At 61.4% G+C, this 18,522-nt stretch carries 14 protein-coding genes and 3 pseudogenes; 11 read left to right on the top strand and 6 right to left on the bottom strand.

Features of this window, described 5'->3' with window-relative positions:
* Positions 1 to 10 precede the first annotated feature (10 nt).
* Complete coding sequence (locus tag BC1002_RS27185; RefSeq protein ID WP_013093204.1) at positions 11 to 1,849, bottom strand: type I secretion system permease/ATPase; 1,839 nt, start codon at positions 1,847 to 1,849, stop codon at positions 11 to 13.
* Positions 1,850 to 2,055: 206 nt separating this feature from the next.
* Here BC1002_RS27185 and BC1002_RS27180 point away from each other — a divergent pair, with 206 nt between their 5' ends.
* From BC1002_RS27180 to BC1002_RS27155, 6 genes are read left to right on the top strand one after another with little or no spacing between them, the layout of a single operon-like run.
* Positions 2,056 to 3,264 carry a glycosyltransferase family 4 protein gene (locus BC1002_RS27180; RefSeq protein ID WP_013093203.1) on the top strand — a complete coding sequence of 403 codons (1,209 nt, stop codon included), beginning with the start codon at positions 2,056 to 2,058 and terminating at the stop codon, positions 3,262 to 3,264.
* A 46-nt stretch (positions 3,265 to 3,310) separates the two neighbouring features.
* Entirely contained in the window at positions 3,311 to 4,093 is a 783-nt protein-coding gene (locus BC1002_RS27175) for an ABC transporter permease (RefSeq protein ID WP_013093202.1), read from the top strand.
* Complete coding sequence (locus BC1002_RS27170; RefSeq protein WP_013093201.1) at positions 4,090 to 5,343, top strand: ABC transporter ATP-binding protein; 1,254 nt, start codon at positions 4,090 to 4,092, stop codon at positions 5,341 to 5,343. The genes BC1002_RS27175 and BC1002_RS27170 overlap by 4 nt, the downstream gene beginning before the upstream one ends.
* Entirely contained in the window at positions 5,340 to 6,665 is a 1,326-nt protein-coding gene (locus BC1002_RS27165; protein WP_013093200.1) for a methyltransferase domain-containing protein, read from the top strand. The genes BC1002_RS27170 and BC1002_RS27165 overlap by 4 nt, the downstream gene beginning before the upstream one ends.
* On the top strand, positions 6,662 to 7,693 hold the full coding sequence (locus BC1002_RS27160; RefSeq protein WP_013093199.1) for a glycosyltransferase family 4 protein: 1,032 nt from the start codon (positions 6,662 to 6,664) through the stop codon (positions 7,691 to 7,693). The genes BC1002_RS27165 and BC1002_RS27160 overlap by 4 nt, the downstream gene beginning before the upstream one ends.
* A gap of 12 nt (positions 7,694 to 7,705) precedes the next feature.
* Positions 7,706 to 10,126: a glycosyltransferase family 4 protein gene (locus BC1002_RS27155; protein ID WP_013093198.1), complete on the top strand. Its 2,421-nt coding sequence runs from the start codon at positions 7,706 to 7,708 to the stop codon at positions 10,124 to 10,126.
* A 39-nt stretch (positions 10,127 to 10,165) separates the two neighbouring features.
* Here BC1002_RS27155 and BC1002_RS27150 read toward each other — a convergent pair whose 3' ends face one another.
* From BC1002_RS27150 to BC1002_RS27135, 4 genes are read right to left on the bottom strand one after another with little or no spacing between them, the layout of a single operon-like run.
* Positions 10,166 to 10,408: a hypothetical protein gene (locus BC1002_RS27150; protein WP_063822915.1), complete on the bottom strand. Its 243-nt coding sequence runs from the start codon at positions 10,406 to 10,408 to the stop codon at positions 10,166 to 10,168.
* A gap of 58 nt (positions 10,409 to 10,466) precedes the next feature.
* Positions 10,467 to 11,783: a tetratricopeptide repeat protein gene (locus BC1002_RS27145; RefSeq protein WP_013093196.1), complete on the bottom strand. Its 1,317-nt coding sequence runs from the start codon at positions 11,781 to 11,783 to the stop codon at positions 10,467 to 10,469.
* On the bottom strand, positions 11,770 to 13,635 hold the full coding sequence (locus BC1002_RS27140) for a CHASE2 domain-containing protein (protein ID WP_013093195.1): 1,866 nt from the start codon (positions 13,633 to 13,635) through the stop codon (positions 11,770 to 11,772). Before BC1002_RS27140 ends, BC1002_RS27145 begins: the two co-directional genes overlap by 14 nt.
* Entirely contained in the window at positions 13,623 to 14,903 is a 1,281-nt protein-coding gene (locus BC1002_RS27135; protein WP_238537975.1) for a FecR family protein, read from the bottom strand. Before BC1002_RS27135 ends, BC1002_RS27140 begins: the two co-directional genes overlap by 13 nt.
* A 193-nt stretch (positions 14,904 to 15,096) precedes the next feature.
* Between BC1002_RS27135 and BC1002_RS27130 the strand changes: the two genes are divergently transcribed.
* The 4 genes and pseudogenes from BC1002_RS27130 to BC1002_RS38525 all read left to right on the top strand — a co-directional run.
* Positions 15,097 to 15,939, top strand: a complete 843-nt coding sequence (locus BC1002_RS27130; protein ID WP_013093193.1) for a Crp/Fnr family transcriptional regulator — start codon at positions 15,097 to 15,099, stop codon at positions 15,937 to 15,939.
* 158 nt (positions 15,940 to 16,097) lie between these two features.
* A complete protein-coding gene (locus BC1002_RS27125) occupies positions 16,098 to 16,844 on the top strand; it encodes a DUF1796 family putative cysteine peptidase (RefSeq protein ID WP_013093192.1) in 747 nt (248 codons plus the stop codon).
* A 215-nt stretch (positions 16,845 to 17,059) separates the two neighbouring features.
* Positions 17,060 to 17,245, top strand: a pseudogene (locus BC1002_RS39605) (LemA family protein); the annotation flags it as partial.
* A gap of 6 nt (positions 17,246 to 17,251) precedes the next feature.
* A pseudogene (locus BC1002_RS38525) lies at positions 17,252 to 17,395 on the top strand (2-hydroxycarboxylate transporter family protein); the annotation flags it as partial.
* A gap of 146 nt (positions 17,396 to 17,541) precedes the next feature.
* On the opposite strand, the gene BC1002_RS27115 reads toward BC1002_RS38525, so the two are convergent.
* Entirely contained in the window at positions 17,542 to 18,030 is a 489-nt protein-coding gene (locus BC1002_RS27115; protein WP_013093191.1) for an NUDIX domain-containing protein, read from the bottom strand.
* Between the two features lie 60 nt (positions 18,031 to 18,090).
* Here BC1002_RS27115 and BC1002_RS36725 point away from each other — a divergent pair.
* Positions 18,091 to 18,360, top strand: a pseudogene (locus BC1002_RS36725) (amidohydrolase family protein); the annotation flags it as partial.
* Between the last annotated feature and the right edge of the window lie 162 nt (positions 18,361 to 18,522).

The following is an 18,522-nucleotide window of genomic DNA, read 5'->3' as shown; positions in this document are numbered from 1 at the left end:
AATCTGCAGGTCAGACTGTGGCATCCGCATCCGCTGATTGAGCGTTGGATGGCTGATGAGGGTTGGACGAAGCCGGGTTTGAGGCGGCCGGTTGAGCCGTCGCGGCAGGTCTAGCCGTGGCGGTCGTTTTTGCAGCAGCCGATTGCGCAGCCGCCGTATTCGCGGGAGCATTCTGCAACGCCGCCAGCACATGCGCGGTGGGCCCGTACATCCTGAGCTGGCCTTCGACGAGCAGCAGCAGCTTGGTCGTAGCCGCAATGATGCTGGTCCGATGCGTAATCAGCACGACGGTCTTGCCAGCTGCATGCAAGCGCTCGATCGCCAGCTTGAGCGCCGCCTCGCCGGTTTCGTCGAGATTCGAATTCGGTTCGTCGAGCACGATAAACGACGGATTGCCATACAGCGCACGCGCCAGACCGATGCGTTGCTTCTGGCCACCGGAGAGCCCGGCGCCGCGATCGCCAACCAACGTGTCATAGCCTTGCGGCAGACGCAGAATCATCTCGTGGACCCCGGCGAGCTTCGCCGCCTCGATGACCTTCTCCGATTCGATTTGCCCAAAGCGTGCAATGTTTTCCGCAATCGATCCGCCGAACAGTTCGATGTCTTGCGGCAGATAGCCGATGTGTGGTCCGAGCTGATCCTTGTCCCACTGATAGATGTCCGCGCCGTCCAACCGCACGGTGCCGACCGCGGCAGGCCACACGCCGACCATCAGCCGTGCGAGCGTCGACTTCCCGGACGCGCTGGGTCCGATCACGCCGACCACATCGCCGGCCTCGATCGTGAATGACAGGCCCTGCACCACCGGCACACGGATCCCCGGCGGCGCGGCGCTCACGCCTTCGAGCGTCAACCGTCCGGTCGGCGGCGGCAGCGTCATGCCGATTCGGCGCACCGGATTGTTTTTGAGCAGTTCGACGAGCCGGTCGTACGCACTGCGAGCGCCGCTCCACTGACGCCAGACCGAAATCACCATTTCCAGCGGACCTAATACGCGACCCATCAAGATTGAACCCGCGATCATCATGCCCGGAGAAATCTTGCCGTCGATCGCGAGCAGCGCACCGATGCCCAGTACGAGGGACTGCAATGAGAGCCTGAAGAACTTCGTGACATTGCCGACCAGTGCCGCTTTCTCACTCGCTTCAGCCTGGCGCGAGAGAAAGCCCGCGTTCAGGACCGACCAGCGCGCCATCAGGCTGGGCAGCATGCCCATTGCCTCGATGACCTCGGCATTGCGCAGATTAGCGGTGGCGAGTGTGGTCGAGCGAATCGACAAGCTGGTCGCCTCCGACAGCGGACGACGTGAAACACGTTCGTTGGCGATTGCCAGTGCTATCAGGATCGCCGAGCCCGCCAATGCAAACACGCCGAGCCAGACATTGAAGATGAAGATAACCGCCAGATAAATCGGGAACCACGGTGCATCAAAGAATGCGAACAGTGCATTGCCGGTCACGAATTGCCGGATCGTGGTCAGGTCATTGAGAGACTGCCCCGCATTTACGCCCTGTTGTTTGAGATTCGTTTCAAACGCAGCGGTATATACGCGGCTGTTCAGGTGCATGTCCAGCTTGCCGCCGATGCGGATCACGATAAAGCTGCGCACATATTCGAGCACGCTCGAGAACCCGTACATGCCGAGCATCATCAGCGTCAGCATCGCCAACGTGACGCCATTACGGCTTGGCAGCACGCGGTCATATACCTGCAGCATGTAAATGGACGGCACGAGCATCAAAAGATTGATGAGCATGCTAAATGCGCCGAGCGTGCGAAACACGCGGCGGTAGCCTAACAACGCCTGAATGATTTCATTCGACGGCACTCTGACTTTACTGGTCATCTTTGCTCGTTACGCCGGTCTCGCAACGCCTCTCGATTCACTTCTAGTGTGGTCATTCTTTGGCCGACACCCCGTGCGCCGGTCCGTTCTGAAGGCGCTCATTCTGCTCGATCAATCGCGCGCGAAATGTGACGGCCGTCACATCTATTCGCGAAAACAAACCCGATACTTGCGCTGCTCCCAGAATCCTTATTGCAGGCAGTACCTTGCTCGACAACAACTATTCCGACGCTCAGCTCGACATCGCAATGGGTGGGCGCGCTTTACTCACGCCGCTTACAGGTATTGGCCAGTACGCGTCAAATCTGGCTCGCGAATTCGTTCATCGGGGACATAGCGTGCGGTTCTTTTACGGCACGCACTGGTCTTCGTCGCATGAGAGCGGCACGACACCGCCCGCCGCGGGGGATGCACGAGCGACGAAGTCGTGGCGCACCATCGCAGCAGCCGGTGCCAAACGCTTTGCGCGCAAGTATTTGCCCTCCGCATACCGTTTCATGCCACACGTCGAGCAGTATCGTTTCGATTCGGGCATCCGGCGGCGGCGTGCCCCGCAGGTCTATCACGATCCGAATTTCATTCCGTTTCGCTTTCGCGGGCCGACAGTGATCACCGCTCACGATATCTCGTGGGTGCGTTATCCGGAGTACCACCCTGCGCAGCGTCTCGCGCTATTGCGGGCGAACTTTCCACGCGCGCTCGAACGCGCGGATCGGGTCATCGTGGTTTCGGAGTTCGTTCGGCAAGAATTACAGGCTTGCTTTCCAGTCGCGCCCGAGAAAATCAAGGTCGTGCATAACGGCGTGTCGACGCGCTTCCAGCCGTATTCCTCCGAAGCGACCAGTAACGTACTGAGCCGCCACGGTCTCGCACATGGCCAGTACTTCGCGGCCGTGGGCACGCTGGAGCCTCGCAAGAATCTGCAAACCGCGCTGGCCGCGCATGCGCGCCTGCCGGCCGCGGTCCGGCGTCAGTTCCCGCTCGTGCTGATCGGCATCGAAGGATGGCTGACGGACAGGTTGCACCGCGCACTCGAACCGGGTTTGCGTGAAGGCTCTGTGCGCAAGCTCGGCTATGTGTCCGACGACGACATTCCGCTGCTGACCGCGGGCGCGCTCGCGATCGTCTATGTATCCGTCTATGAAGGGTTCGGGCTACCGATCATCGAGGGCATGGCGGCTGGCGTGCCGGTATTGTGCTCGACGGCCGACGCGCTTCGGGAAGTGGCAGGTGATGCCGGCATCATGCGCGAGCCGACCGATGTCGAAGGATTCACCGAAGCGATGCTGGCGCTGATCGACGATCGCGCGTTGCGTGAGCGGTTGATCACGGCCGGCACCGCCCGTGCACAATCGTTCAGTTGGCAGCGCACTGCCGAGGAAACGCTCGCCGTCTACCGACAGGTCGTCGCCTGACACAGCCGGTTCCGAAGGGCGCCGTGATCCACCTCGAATCCGTTTCATGCATACATTAAGAACAAGCCTCGCGCATGTCCTCCTGCTGTCGCGTCAGGATCTCATCGACCGGCATCGGGAAAATACGCTGGGCGCCGCCTGGCTGCTGATTCAGCCGCTGACCTTCGTGGTGCTGTTCAGCACGGTGTTTTCCCAATTCATGCGCACACGCATCGGCGCGGATGCCGATCCTTATCTGTACACCGTCTATCTGATCGGCGGCCTGCTCACGTGGAACCTGTTCGCGAACCTGCTGAACCGGCTTACCCCCGTCTATAGCTCGAAGGCGCATCTGATCCGCAAGATCAGCGTCGACCTGTGGGTGATGCCCTTGCATATCGTGCTCGCCGAGTGGGCGGTATATGCGATCACGATGGCGTTCTTCGCGATGTTCCTGTTCGTCATCGGTCATCCGATCGGCATGCAATGGCTGATGCTGCCGGTCGTTGCGCTGCTTCTGAGCGCGTTCGCGTATGGCATTGGCATCGTCCTCGGTACGCTCGACGTGTTCATTCCCGACATCAAGAATGTGCTGAACGTGGTGCTGCAATTCGGCTTCTGGCTCACGCCGGTCGTCTACCTCGCTTCGATCCTGCCACCGTGGGCCGCGAAAGGGTTGCACTTCAGTCCGATCTTCTGGGCCATCGACTCGGTGCACGCGATCATCGTATGGCATCAATACCCGCAGCCGAAGGAACTGCTCGCACTGTTCGGCGCCGCGGTGCTCAGCCTGCTCGCGGGGCGCCTTCTATTGACCCGGCTGCAATCTGAACTGAGGGATACGTTGTGACGACACACGCGCAGAACGGTCCACCAGTTCTGGAGATCGAACGGCTCTCGAAGCGCTTCAAGATCTACAACCGCACCGCTGACCGCCTGATAGAAAGCTTTTCCCGCAAGCCGCGGCATCGCGTGCATGCCGCACTGCGGGACGTTTCTTTCTCACTGGGACAGGGCGAGGCGATCGGCGTGCTCGGCCAGAACGGCGCGGGCAAATCGACCTTGCTCAAGCTCGTGAGTGGCGTGCTGTTGCCCGATGCCGGGTCGATCGTGCGGCGAGGGCGAATTGCGGGTCTGCTGGAACTCGGCACCGGTTTCGACGGCAAGCTGTCGGGTCGCGAGAACATCGCGGTGAATGCGCGGCTGATCGGCATGACGAGCGAAGAGATCGAACAACGTTTCGACGCGATCGTCGCCTTTTCCGAACTGGCTGAGTTCATCGACGCGCCGCTGCGTACCTATTCGTCCGGGATGATCATGCGGCTCGGCTTCGCGGTGGCGATTCACGCGGACCCGATGTGCTTCATCGTCGACGAAGCGCTCGCGGTCGGCGACGCGCGGTTCCAACAGAAGTGTCTGAAGCGCATTCGCGAGTTTCGCGACGCAGGTGGCTCGATCCTGTATGTGTCGCACGACATCAATTCCGTGAAGCTGCTATGCGATCGGGCCATCCTGCTTTCGGGCGGCGAAGTCGTCTACGACGGTTTGCCGGAAGAAGCCGCGCAGATCTATTACCGGCTGATTGCGGGCATCGATAGCGACGCGCCGCAAGCCAACCAGTCGACGCCGGAATCGTACGGTGCGTTGCGCACCCGCGTGTGCAACGTGGTGCTGTCAGGTCGCTTCGGACCGGCCATGCGATTTGCGTCCGGCGAAGAAGTGACGATCGACCTCGAATGCGAGTCTGACCAGGATGTCCAGCTATCAGTCGGCATTCTGATTCGCGATCGTTTTGGCCAGGACGTGTTCGGCACCAATACCGCGTTGTTGCGCAAGGAGGCACATTTCTCCGCGGGCAATAGCATTTGTTGCCGCTTTTGTCTGCCGCTGAATTTCGCGCCTGGCAAATATACGGTCACGGTCGCCCTGCATTCGGACGACACCCACGTGCACGATTGCCAGCACTGGTGGGACGCGGCCGCGACTTTCGAAATCGCCGGCTTTCAGCATGTGCCCTTCTCCGGACTGTGCTACGTGCCGGCGCAATTTGCTCAATTCCCTGTACGGGAATTGGAACAACCCACGTTACAAGAATCATGACCAACGCAGGACTTCAAGATCTGATTGCGCGTGTCAAGGCGGAAGCAGCTGCCCATGCCGGCCCGAGCGACACAACTGCAACGGCTGCGCAGGGACATGCCGTATCGCCCGCCGGAGCCGGACTGGATGTCGCCGGCCTTTGCGCTCCCGCATCGATCGAACAGCTGATCATTGCCGAGGACGAGGCTTTCGTCGATGGCGCCTATCGGCTCGTGTTACGCCGCGAGTCCGATCCTGCGGGCCGGGCCAATTACGTCGGTCAACTGAAGAGCGGCGCCAGCCGGCTCGTGCTACTGGCGAAGCTGAGCATGTCGGAAGAAGGGAGGCGCACTGGCGTGCAGGTGCCGGGACTCCGGCTCGCCATTGGCGTGACGCTCGCGCAGAAGGTGCTGCGCCATGCGGGACTCAGCGCGCTGGCGTCACGAGCCGGGCGATACGCCGACGGCGTCTATGCGCGGCGCCTGCTCTCCCGTTCACTGGTCGCGTGGCGAGGCCGCTTCGAAAACACCGTCGGCGCGGTCATGCGCCAGGCTGCGCAGTCCGAAAAGCTATCTGCTCAGTCCGAAGAACTATCACGACGCGTGCACGATCTGCAGCAACAGCTCCGAAAAGACCTCACAGTGGCGCCGGAAATCATCGACGCCTATTACCTTGCATTCGAAGATGCCAATCGCGGCACGCGTGAGAGCGTGCGCGCGAAGCTGGCGATCTACGACGACTGGCTCGCGACGAATGTGCCGCGCGCGGTCAGACTCACGCATCAGATCGTGGATATCGGCTGCGGTCGGGGCGAATGGCTCTCGTATGTGCGCGAGCGAGGCCATGACGCAACCGGTATCGACGTCAACCCGGTCATGGTCAAAGCCTGCCTTGCGCAAGGCTTCGATGCCCGCAATACGGACGCGCTGAAGTATCTGCGCAGCTTGCCCACAGGCTCGGTCGCCGCAGTCACCGGTTTTCATATCATCGAGCATCTGCCATTCGACTATCTGTTCGCGCTCGTGCAGGAAAGCTACCGGGTGCTGGTGGAAGGCGGTTCGGTCCTGTTCGAAACGCCGAACCCGGAGAACATACTGGTCGGCAGTCACACGTTCTATCACGACTTCACACACCGCAACCCGATAACGCCGAGCGCGATTACGTTCCTGCTGAAGTATCACCACTTCAAAGAGATTGACATCATTCGCAGCAGCCCATACCCGGATGAAGCGAAGGTGCCGGGCAACGATCCGCTGACCGAGCGCGTCAACGGCCATCTCTGCGGTCCGCAGGACTTCGCGGTGTATGGACGCAAACGGACCGCAGCAGGAGCGCCAGCGTGAAGATTCTGGTGACCGCGAACATGGTGCCATTCATGCATGGTGGCGCCTCGTATCACATTGCCGGCGTAGTCCGTGAGTTGCAGCAGGCGGGACATGAGGTGGAGCTGCTGCGCCTGCCGTTTCGCTTTTCGCCGGAAAAGGACATCGCGCGAGCGATGGAACACGCGCAGTCGTTCGACTTCATCCGTCCGAACGGCGTCACGATCGACCAGGTGATCAGCCTGCAGTTTCCGGGCTATGGAATCAGCCACCCGAATCACCGGGTGTGGGTCATGCACCAGCATCGCGCGGTCTATGAACTGTACGATGCCGCGCAGGCAACCGCCGCTCTTAAGCAGCTACGCGCTCAGGTGATCGCGTTCGACAACGCCGCGCTCTCGCGCGCGAACCTGGTGTTCGCCAATTCGCGGCGCGTCGCCGCGCGCTTGCGCGACTTCAACCGGATCGAAGCGACGCCGCTCTATCATCCGCCGGCAGACGCGGAGTCGTTCCGCTGCGAACAGGCTTTGCCGTATGTATTTTTCCCGAGTCGCCTGGAAACGCTGAAGCGGCAATCGTTGTTGATCGAAGCGGCGCGTCATATGCACTCGCCGCTGAAGATCTTGCTGGCAGGCGACGGCGGTCAGCGCGAGGCGCTTGCCCGGCTCATCGAACAACATGATGTGAGTAGCCGCGTCGCGCTGATCGGACATGTGACCGAGGCCGAAAAGCGCGCCTTTTACGCACGCGCGCTGGCCGTGGTGTTTCCGGCTTTCGATGAAGACTACGGGTACATCACACTCGAAGCGATGCTGTCGTCGAAACCCGTGATTACCTGCACCGACTCCGGCGGACCTCTGGAGTTCGTTCGCGACGGCGAAACGGGCTGGATCGAGCCACCCGACGCCAAGGCGCTCGCCCAGCGCCTCGACTGGCTCGCGCAACATCCGCGCAAGGGTGCCGAGGCCGGCGTGCGCGGCCTCGAAGCCTACCGGGCGGCGGACATCTCGTGGCGCGGCGTGATCGAGCAGCTTACCCAACCTCTCTAATCTGAATTCCCCATGAGAATTGCCATTGTCGCGCCGAGCCCGGTCCCCTTTGTGATCGGCGGCGCTGAGAACCTGTGGTGGGGCTTGCTCGACGCGCTGAACGCACGGCCGGGAATCGTGGCGGAACTGATGAAACTGCCGACCCGCGAAGGCAACATGGGCGAACTGCTGGCCAGCTATCGGCAGTTCTTGCGCCTCGATCTCGATCACTTCGACATGGTGATCAGCACCAAGTACCCCGCTTGGGCGATTCGACATCGCAATCACGTCGTCTATCTTCAGCACACGTTGCGCGGCCTGTACGACTGCTACCCATCGGGTATGCCGACGCAGTTCGAACCCGATGCACTGCTCGCGCTCGGCATGCCGGCGCGTATCGTGGACGCGCTCGTCAAGCGCGATGCGGCGAACCTCGAACTCGACGAACTGCTCGACGCGCTCGACGCAGCGTGGCAGCGCGCGCCGCAAGCGGCTTGCTGGGCTTTTCCAGGGCCCGTCACGCGCGCGGTGATACGCCTGCTCGACGCGATCGCGATGCGGCCTGACAAGATCGTTCACTATGCCGCGATTTCGCAGGTGGTCGCGGCCCGCGAAGGCTATTTCCCCGCCGGCGTGAAGATCGCGGTGCATCATCATCCGACCGGTCTGAAGGGGCTCGCGCCTGGCCCGCAGGAAGCGATCTTCAGCGCCAGCCGTCTGGACCCGGCCAAGCGTATCGATCTGATCATCGAGGCTTACCGGCAAAGCAAGGTCGAGGTGCCACTGCATATTGCCGGCAGCGGCCCCGATGAAGCGCGCTTGCGCGCGGCCGCCGCTGGCCATCGCGGCATTCATTTTCTCGGACGCATCACCGATGTTCAGCTCGCGCAGGAGTATGCGCGCGCAGTCTGCGTGCCGTTCGTGCCGCGTGATGAAGACTACGGGCTCATCACGCTCGAAGCGATGCTGGCCTCGAAGCCGGTCATCACCACTACGGATTCGGGCGGTCCGCTCGAACTGATCGAGCATCAGCGCTCGGGACTGGTCGTCGAACCGGATGCGCCTGCGCTCGCCGGCGCGTTGCGGCGGGTTTGCGGCGATCTTGCCGAAGCGCGAAATATGGGATTGGCCGGGCGCAAGAGCGTTGAACATCTGAGTTGGACCGCGCTGTGCGACGCGCTGCTCGCGGCCGGCCGACAAGTGGCTTCCGACAATCAGGCAGCCGACGCAACAGTCGCCGCCCCGGCGATCGTCGCCAGGCGCGTGAAGCCGGTACTTGGCGTGCTCAATACCTATCCGATCACCCCGGTGATCAGTGGCGGCAAGCTGCGCCTGCATGGGCTGTACAAACGGGTCGCCGAACACTTCGACGTGCAGTTCGTCAATCTGGCGTCAGTGGGGATGCGAGGTACCCGCAATCTCGCGGATGGGTTTACCGAGGAACTGGTGCCGAAGTCACAGGAATTCGCTGAAGCCGAGTATCAGCTCGAACGCTCACTGGGTGCTTCCGCTGAAGATATCGCGGCAGCTTTGCACCCAGCCGCGGCCCCCGAATGGCTAGACGCGATCGACGCACTCGCGCGACGCGCCGACCTGATCGTGTGCTCGCATCCGTACGCAATGCCCGCATTGCGCGAAGTCACGTCCAAACCCTTCGTCTACGAAGCGCACAATGTCGAAGCCGATCTGAAGGCCGACATTTACGGCCCCCATCAATGGGCCGTCGATCAGGTCCTCGCGCTGGAGCGCCGTGCCGTACTCGACGCGACGCTCGTCACCGCCTGCTCGGAGCGGGATCGCGAACGCATGGGCGAGCTCTACGTGACGGCACGTGATGCCGCGAAGATGATCGTCGTTCCCAACGGCATCGACGTCGCGGCGACGCCGTTACGCGCAGGCGCGCAGATGGAGCGCCGCCGCGCGGCGCTGCGTGTCGCGCATCCGCTGGCCCTCTTCATGGGCAGCGCGCACGGCCCGAACATCGATGCCGCGCGCTTGATCGTCGAAGCGGCCACACGCTTGCCGTCGGTTCATTTCGTGTTACTGGGTTCGGTCTGCCATTCGGTCCAGACCTGGGAGCTGCCCTCCAACGTCGGTCTCGTGGGTGTGGTCAGCGATGCAGAAAAGGCCACGTGGCTTGAAATCAGCGACCTGGGCCTGAACCCGGTAATTTCCGGCTCAGGGACCAACCTGAAATTGCTCGAATACGCTGCTGTGGGTCTGCCGGTGGTGAGTACCGAATTTGGGGCGCGCGGACTCGGTTATCGCGCCGGCCACGAATACCTGTGCGCAGAAGCCAACGACTTCGCCGATGGCATTGAAGCGATGTTGCAATTGACGCAGACGGAGCGCGATGCGATGACGCGCAATGCGCGCCGCCGTGTTGAAGCAGAGGGAGATTGGACTGCGATCGCCGCGGCCTACTCGAAGTCGCTCGCGCAGGTGCTGGCGTAGAGGGTATTGGGAAGGCGTATCCGCGGCCAGCGGTACGCCCTACAACAGATAGTGACTCAGCGGCAGCAAGCCATCGAATTGGCCCACCACCGTGACCTCGACGGCGGCGGCCTCGTTCGTTGCATGGGTCGATGCATGCGTCGTTGCGGCATGCGTGAACTCGCGCAGCAGATTGTCGACCGAGTCGTACGACTGATGCTGCAATCCTTGCCATTCCAGACACACGGATTGGTCCTGAGTAGTTGCTGTATTCGACTCGGGAATTATGATCGGACTTTTCATTGCGCGAACCTGGCGGTGAAGTGAATCTATTCTAGCGATTAGCGCGGCGCTTGTCGCGTTAGTACTTCCACGACAGACCGAGCGAGCCGCTGTACACGGAGTACGCAAAGAGCGAAATTGAATTGGAGATCCGCCCTGCCGATGCTTGGGCATACACCGACCAGCCGCGCACCATTGGATACGTGTAGCGCAGCGACGCCGCGCGTAGGGTCTGGTGCCGACCCAGCGTGCCGAAGAATACTGGGTCATACGCATCCGCGTCGATGAGCGTTCGCTGTTGCAAGACTGCTTCGAGTTGGCCATGACGGGCCATGTCGTAATCGGCCGACAGCCAGGCCGAATAACCGTGCTGCGATCCTCCGGGCCGTCCGTTCAACGGCTTGTCCCATGCTGGACCGACGAATAGTTGCACCGAGGTGCGCTCGCCGATGCGAGCCTGGAACGCCGCACGCACTTCGACATACACCGAGTCATAGAGCGAGTTGCCGAGATAAGCGGAATCCAGCACCGTCAGATCGAGGCCGCCGCGCGCGAGCATCGACCGCCATGCCGACGGCGGCAGCCAGAAATTCGCGTGCCAGCCGATATCGCGCTGATAGACGCGTGTGCCGAGCCACAGCATGTCTGCGGTGAGCTGGTTATAAAGCTCGCCACGCATCACACTAGTCCTGTCGGCCAGACCGATCGTCGCGGAGCGCTGGTCGAAGCTGTGCTGACTGCGGTACTGACGATTGGTCAGTCCAGCGAGCAGTGTCAGACCTGGCACGGACGAAATCGGCAACTCGCCCTGCACCGCCGATTCAATGTACTGGTCACCGTGCGCAAGGCTTTCGGGTGCGAGGTTCAGCGAATTGACTGGCGCACTGGGCGCGAAAGTCACGACGGGATTCGACGGTCCAAAATTCGCGTTCGAAGTGACGCCCGCTCCGACGCTCGCGATCAACTGCGGCCGCGGACCACTCGGTGTACACGCGCTCGCGCGATAGAAGACGATCAGCTCCTCGATGGCGGGTGGTACGTCGTATTTTGCTTCGATACGCGCGAGCGTTTCTTGCGAGCGCGTGCGCTCCCCCAACTGGCAATACAGAATCGCCGCGTCAAGTAGCGCGCCTGCCTGGCGGGGGTCACGCCGTACCACTTCATTCAGCAGCAATAGGGCCCGCTGGCGATCTCCGTCACTCATCGCAGCCTCGGCCTGCGCTTGCAGATCTTCATCGATGGTCTGATCGAAGAGACCGTCCGGGGTCTGCGCAATTGCGTGAGATACCAGTGCGCTCATCACTCCGATGCCGAGCGCACGCAGCGCCACTCCGACGATTGCGCGCCATGCCCCCCCCGACGGCAGCGCGTGAATGCGCCGCTCATTGAATCGCATCGGTATCGTCTTCGTGCATCGTATAAAGCCATTCGGCGGTATCGCGCCCGCGCAGTGCCACCTGAGAGCAGGTCTTCAGACGATGACGTACGCTCTGCCGCGCAGTTTCGTGGCCGATCAGCAATGTGGTTTCGAGCGTCTTCGCATACTCCTGGAGCCGCGACGCCACGTTGACCGTGTCGCCAATCGCGGTGTAGGACTTGCGCGAACTGGAGCCGATCTCGCCGACCACCGCGGGTCCGCTATTCACGCCGATGCGAACGCGAATCGTCCTACCGTCGAACACAGGAAGCCCACTGTGATTGAGCGCCGCCAACTCGCGCAGCATCGCGCTCGCACAATCGAGTGCGCGATCCGCATGGTCGGGCTGCGCGCGCGGCGCGCCCCAGAATGCCATCAGTGCGTCGCCCATGTATTTATCCAGCGTTCCTTCCGTGTCATGCACGCAGCCGGTCAAGCGCGTCAGCACGATTTCCGTCATCGCGAGCAGATGCTCAGGTGGCATCTGCTCGGCGAGACGCGTGTAGCCTTCGATATCGACGAACAACACAGATATCTGCCGACGCTCCGGCCTGAAGGTCGCGTGTCCCCGCTCGCGAATGATTTCGCGCAGCACCGTCGGCGGCAAATAGTGGCTGAAGCGGCGCTCGAACGATCGCATCGCTGCCTGCGAGTAAATCCACTCGACGGGTGCCTGCACCAGCAGGAACACCGCCGCGGGAATCAGCGGCAGTGCGGCCAGTTGCATGGGCACACTGCGTGTCGAAGCCAGCAGACCAAGCCACAATGACGTGGTCACGACGATCAACACCAGCGCAATCGTCGCGCGTTGCTGGCGGAACAGCACTGCGAAGATCACGATCGAGCATGCCGCCCAGACGATCGGTAGCCATGCCGCCTGCGCTTGTGTATCGTCGTGCGAGCCCAGATCGAGCAGTTCGCCAAGCAGTTCGGCATGCACGATGACCGCCGGCAGCCATGGTTCGATCGGCGATGCGACGTGATCCGTGAGCCCGAGCGCCGACGAACCGACCAGCACATAACGGTGCGCCAGCAGGGAGGATGGCAGCCGTTGCGTGAGCACATCGAAAGCGGATACCACGTCGAGCGACTGAAACGAATGCCGGAACGGCACATGCATCAGGCCTTCGGAGTTAATCGGCAGGCTGGCAAGCGATGCGAGCGGCAAGGTGCTCGCATTGCGGCAATGGATCAGCTGCCATGCGAGCATCGGATAGACGGCGTTCGAGTACTGGATCACCGGGGCGACGTAACGGACCACCCCGTCCGCACTCGCGTGCGGTGTCACATGCCCGATGCAGACATCTGGATCGCTAAAGAAATTGCCGACGAAACCCGACGCCACCGGCGCATAGGCGACGTGTGTGCCTGCCGGCAGCGCGCCGCCGACATGCCCCGCATGAGGCGCCCCCTCCCCCCCCGATAGTGCGAATGCCTGCGCGAACACGAGCGGATACTGATGGGCGACGTCGAGCAGTGCGCGATCGCCGTCGTCCGGTCCCGCTTCGGGAAACATGATGTCGAGGCCGACCGCTTTCGCGTGATAACGCGTGAACAGCGTCTGCGCGAGCCGCGCCATCACGGCGCGTGGCCACGGCCACGGCCCGATCGCATCGAGCGATCGCTCGTCGATGTCGACGAGAGCGATGCGCGAGTCCGGTGCGGCCGTGATCAATTGCTTCTGCTGCCAGTCGTCGAGCGCGTAGCCGAGCCGGCGATATGGTTCAGGCGACCATGCTCCGGTCGCCAGCAAGCAGCCTAGCAGTGAGATCAGGACGAATATCGTGAGGCGAATTTGGTCCAGCGTGCCAAGACCTACTACCGGGACCACTGGGTCGCTCCATAGGCCGTACTGCTCCCGCCGAGAGACTGTTGGAATAGATAGCCCGCCTGCGTGGCATTCTTGCCGGCGAGCACACCTCTGACGATCGCCCGCGAAATGCCCCATTCGCTGACGAGCTTGCCGTCCGAAGTCACGCTGCCGCTTCCCGAAATCGCATAGTTCGTGCCGTTTGCGCTGAGGTTCATGCTCGTCTGAAAAGCATGCGTGCCGAAGTCGATCGAGAGTAGCGGATTACTGATCTGCGACTCTGTCGCCGCGCCCGTCGTTGCATTGACCACGAACGCTTGCGCCGCCTGAAGCCCGAACTTCAAGATGCCGGAGGTGGGCATCACCATCTCCGTCTGCGGCGCGCGGGTCATCGCGAAAGGCCCCGTCCCCGGCAGGGGAACCTGTTCGCTGCCTTGCTGCACCAGCGCCGTCAACGTCGTGTCCGCGCCGTACGAACCCAGCGACTTATAGCGTCCCCAAAAGATCTGCGCCTCGGGCTCTGGGACGACGACCGGTACCGCTGGTGCTGCCGGCGTCGCCGGATCGGCGGCGGGGGCGGGGGTGGGGGCGGGGGCGGGTGTCGTCGGCGAGAAGGTTAACTCCGTGGGCGCTACGCCCGGACTGACCGGTGCCTGGGCGGTCGCCGCGCGAGCGCTGCTTTCCTCGCTCTTCAACTCGGCCACTGCCTGCTCGGACATCACCCGCGACGGTCCGGAGTCGATAACGACAGGGCGAGCGCTGCCGCGATACACCTGCAGCCATTCGTTCGGTTTGCCAGCAAATAGCTGTGCCGCAGCCGAGCCCTCGCAAGGTCCCTCGCCCGTCGCGGAGCAGCCGGCGCCCAACGGCGTCATCACGATGCCGCCACTACGCACGTCTGCGCGCGTCACGTTTTCGTCGGTGAACACGGTGAAATCGGTGCCGCGCACGCCGAGCGCCGCAACCGGCGTGTTCATCCGATAGTGGTCGCGTGCGGCCTGAGCACCCGTACCCGATATCTCGCGCACCATGCCGCTGATCAGCGACAACTTGATGACCGTCTTACGTGGATCGGCCGGGTCGTATTCGTAGCGCTCGAATGTCAGCGATGAATTGGGTCGCACACTGATAAAGCCGTGATCGACCGTGGTGATGTACACGTAGCCATCTTTGCCCGTCTCGACGGTGTCGCCCTGCTCAATGGCGGTGCCTTTGGCAAGCGGGTTGCAAAACGTTTGCGCGCGTTGTGCACACGCCTGTCCAATCACGAGGACTGCATTGCCAACCATCACGGACTCCGCATGCGCGTCGTGATGCACAAAAAAAGCCGTGCAAACAGCGAATTGCAGTGCGGCCGAACGGCCCCCCCGAAGTATGCGTTCCTGCATCTGATCTTTTCCCCGAGATCCTCAAGGCACTGCGATCGAATAATCCGGTAATGATTAGCGAAATTTTGTAATTAGGATGTGACGGCCGTCACAGATGCCGTCGCTCGATGCGCATATCGTCCTACGTGCCTGTGTCAGCAAATTACAATTGAGAGAGATGTCGACCGAAGAAGAAAGGATCAATGGCGGCCCATTAAAGGCCATCGATCTCTTGAAACAACAAAAGCTGCTACGCAACGTCGCGAACGAAGTCATTGAAGAGACCAGCCGCCACATTCGCTATCGCCGCTTCTCAAAGCGGGAATTCGTCGTTCATAAGGGCGATGCTGGTTCATCTCTACTAATGTTGATGTCCGGCCGCCTGCAGGTGATCGCACTGTCGGAAGATGGCCGCGAGGTGGGACTCGATTTCGTCGAGCCGGGTGACTATTTTGGCGAGCTATCGATTATCGACGGCGGTCCTCGCTCGGCTTCGATCATTGCGATCACGGAATCAGTGGTCGGCTTTTTGCCGAAGCATCAGGCGCAAGCGCTGTTTTACCGTAATCCCGCAGTGGTGGAGGCGCTGTTGCAACGACTGTGCCGCACGATTCGCCAGGCTTCGAATTACCGGTCGATGCTGGGTCTGACGCGCGCTTACGCCAGGGTCTATTCAGTGCTTGAGGCTTCCATGAGAACGAGTGCAGGCGGCCTGTTGACAATCGAGAATCTACCCAACCAGCAGGCCATTGCGATCATGGCCAACGTGAGCCGCGAAACAGTATCGCGCGCGATCCGCTCTCTTATCGACGGAGAGGTGATCGAACGTGACTATCGACGCCTGATCGTTCGCAATGCGGAAATGCTTGCCAAGCTTGCGAGGGGCGAGGCTGAGCTGCAACTGCGTGCGAAGGCGATGGGCGAAGGCGCTACCGTCGGGCAATCGCGCCCCTCCTGAGACCCGTTGTTCGAGATCGGCCCTAGGCAGGAGCGACGCTGCACCGGGTAAGCATTTCACTCCATGCGTCGCAATTTGTGATGCACATCACACACTCGGCCCCGTTGATTTGTTTTACTTAAAGTTCCGGTGCTATATGCATTGCCACCGCAACTTTCATGCAAGCAAAGCTCAAGTTCCTCGAGAAGTTCGCCGTCTTCAACCGAAAAAATCTGCGCACCAGATCGTACGATCGTGTCATAAGCATTGGCTCGAATTGCGAAGTGACCTGGAATATCCGCCATCACTTCAAGACGGGAATGGCTTATCCGTTCGATTGGTGGATGACGCCATTCCATGCGCTGCTCGACGTTCTCGATGCGCGATTCAGCGGCCTTTTCGACCCGTCGCGTCTGGCTATTCCTGCGGATCGAGGCACCGTCGTCGATACGCGGTTCAATCTCATGTATCACCACGATTTCGCGAGAGATGAAGAAGGTCGTGTGATTGTGGACGACCTCGAAAAGCAGCTTCCGGACTTGCGGAAGAAATATGCCCGGAGAATTGATCGCTTCGTCAAGGAACTAGACGGCAAAAAGGTGTTGTTCGTTCGAAACAGATGCGGCAACGATCCGATGTATTTGAAAGGCGATTACGGCGACATTCAACCCGATCAATGCATCGAGATTCACCGTGTGCTCTCGGCGCTTCTGCCGCGCACGCAGTTCGATTTGTTCGCGACGAACAAGCCTGGTTTCGAGGCTTTTTCATATCGCGGCTCCCAAGTCTTCAGCGACTCGATCATCGAGTATGGCGATTGCAGCGACTATATGGTGTCGCCCCAAGGATGGGCGGAGATGCTCGTGCGCAACCGCATTGTTCTTCGCGCAGGCAGTGAGACATCGACGCGCGCCTTGATAGTTTGACGACTTGCTTCGCAGCCAGCCGAGCAGTTCAGCACATATCGTCAGCTCGAGTTCATGACCAGTTAGCCAGATCGACGATAACTAACGATGATCTCCGACGGATGGGGCGGGAGGGGCATCCCGACTTGATTGAATTGAACGCCATTTCGTTTATCCTGTTTCCATAGTCATACGATGGTCCAAACCAGCAGTGCTCTCGCCGGAGGTCACGGCCAATGAGTCCCGTCATCATCACCCTGCTCGTGCTCCTGGGCATCGGGCTGTTGTTCGCGCTCTGGCTAATGGGCATCTACAACGGGCTGGTGGTTGCCCGGAAGCGCTTCGAGAACGCCTTTGCCCAGATCGACGTGCAGCTCAAGCGGCGCTACGACCTGATTCCGAACCTGGTTGAAGCGGTCAAGGGCTATAGCGGCCGGGGCGGCACGGGCGACGTCGCAATCCGGACCGCGGCGAACCGGATGCAACTGATGCCCTTCGCGCAGATCGCCACGCGAATCGGCGGTGCTATCGTCGTCACGATGACGCTGATCGTGCTCGCGCATATCGGATGATGCGTTACTGGCCATGGGCCCGCGAATGATCGCGCAACGCGTAACGCGCGGAGCCCCGCGTCACACCGACGGCGCGCCGGCGATATCGCCCGCGCCTCGCGCAGCCTCGCGCGGACTCGAACGGCCACGCAAGACAAACGGCTCGACTAGCCGCGCACATCCCTGCCGAGATACGCGGCGACCGCGCCTGTCACCGCGAAGCCAGGCAATTCCTGCGGCGACGCCAGGTGCGCGGCGACGATCTCGCGATGATCCAGCCGCAGATCGGGCAGGCGATCGAGGCGTATTTCGAAGAAATGCACCCGGTCCCTTCGCCCGTCCCACTCGCCGGCTGCGCTGCCTGCCGGGAGTAACGGGTGAAACCCAAGCCCGATCTCCTCAGCCATTTCGCGCAGCGCCGCGGCGGCAGGTGTCTCACCGGCCCGGACGCTGCCGCCCGGGAACCCCCATTCGGCACGGTACGATGACTTCAGCAGCAGTAGCGACTGGCCGACGTAAATTGCGACTAGCGCGCCCTCATGGCGAGGCCGCCGCAAGTGCCACCACGCGCGGGCGAGCGGAAATCCGAGGCGAAACGCAGTGCGCCAGACGAAGTCGATCAGCGCAGCCATCCCGGCGCGCTCAAAGCTCGGCATCAGGTCTGTCCTTTCCTGTCATGGTCGAAAGATCTTCGAATTCGTCAGAGCGGCCTCGGTGGGCAGCGCGATGCCTCATGGAACGAAGCAGAGAACCGGCGGATCATCCGCGACGCGATCGCAATCTTCGGCGCCGGGCGCTGCATGTTTGCCAGCAACTTCCCTATTGTGCGATTGCGCGCCACCTATCCGAATCTGGTGCGGACCTTCGCGACCGCAATGGAAGAGATGAGGCTCGACGCCACCGCGCGCCGCGCCATCTGGCATGACAACGCGATCCGGATCTACCGGATTGTACGTGCCGGCTCGCACAGGACGCTTTCGACTTAGAATCGCTCGGTGCGTCGGTCCTGCCGCCAGATTTGATTTCAGTCGGCTCACAAATCTGGCGCGTCGTCGATTTCGATGCCGAGGCACCCGTTTGTGCTTCACAATTAGCGATGGCCCATAAAGAGTAGGACGACCCTGAGGCTTGGTGCGCGCGTTTGCCGG

The sequence above is a fragment of the Paraburkholderia atlantica genome, assembly GCF_000092885.1.
GTDB lineage: Bacteria > Pseudomonadota > Gammaproteobacteria > Burkholderiales > Burkholderiaceae > Paraburkholderia > Paraburkholderia atlantica.
This window is presented reverse-complemented; position numbering and strand designations above follow the sequence as displayed.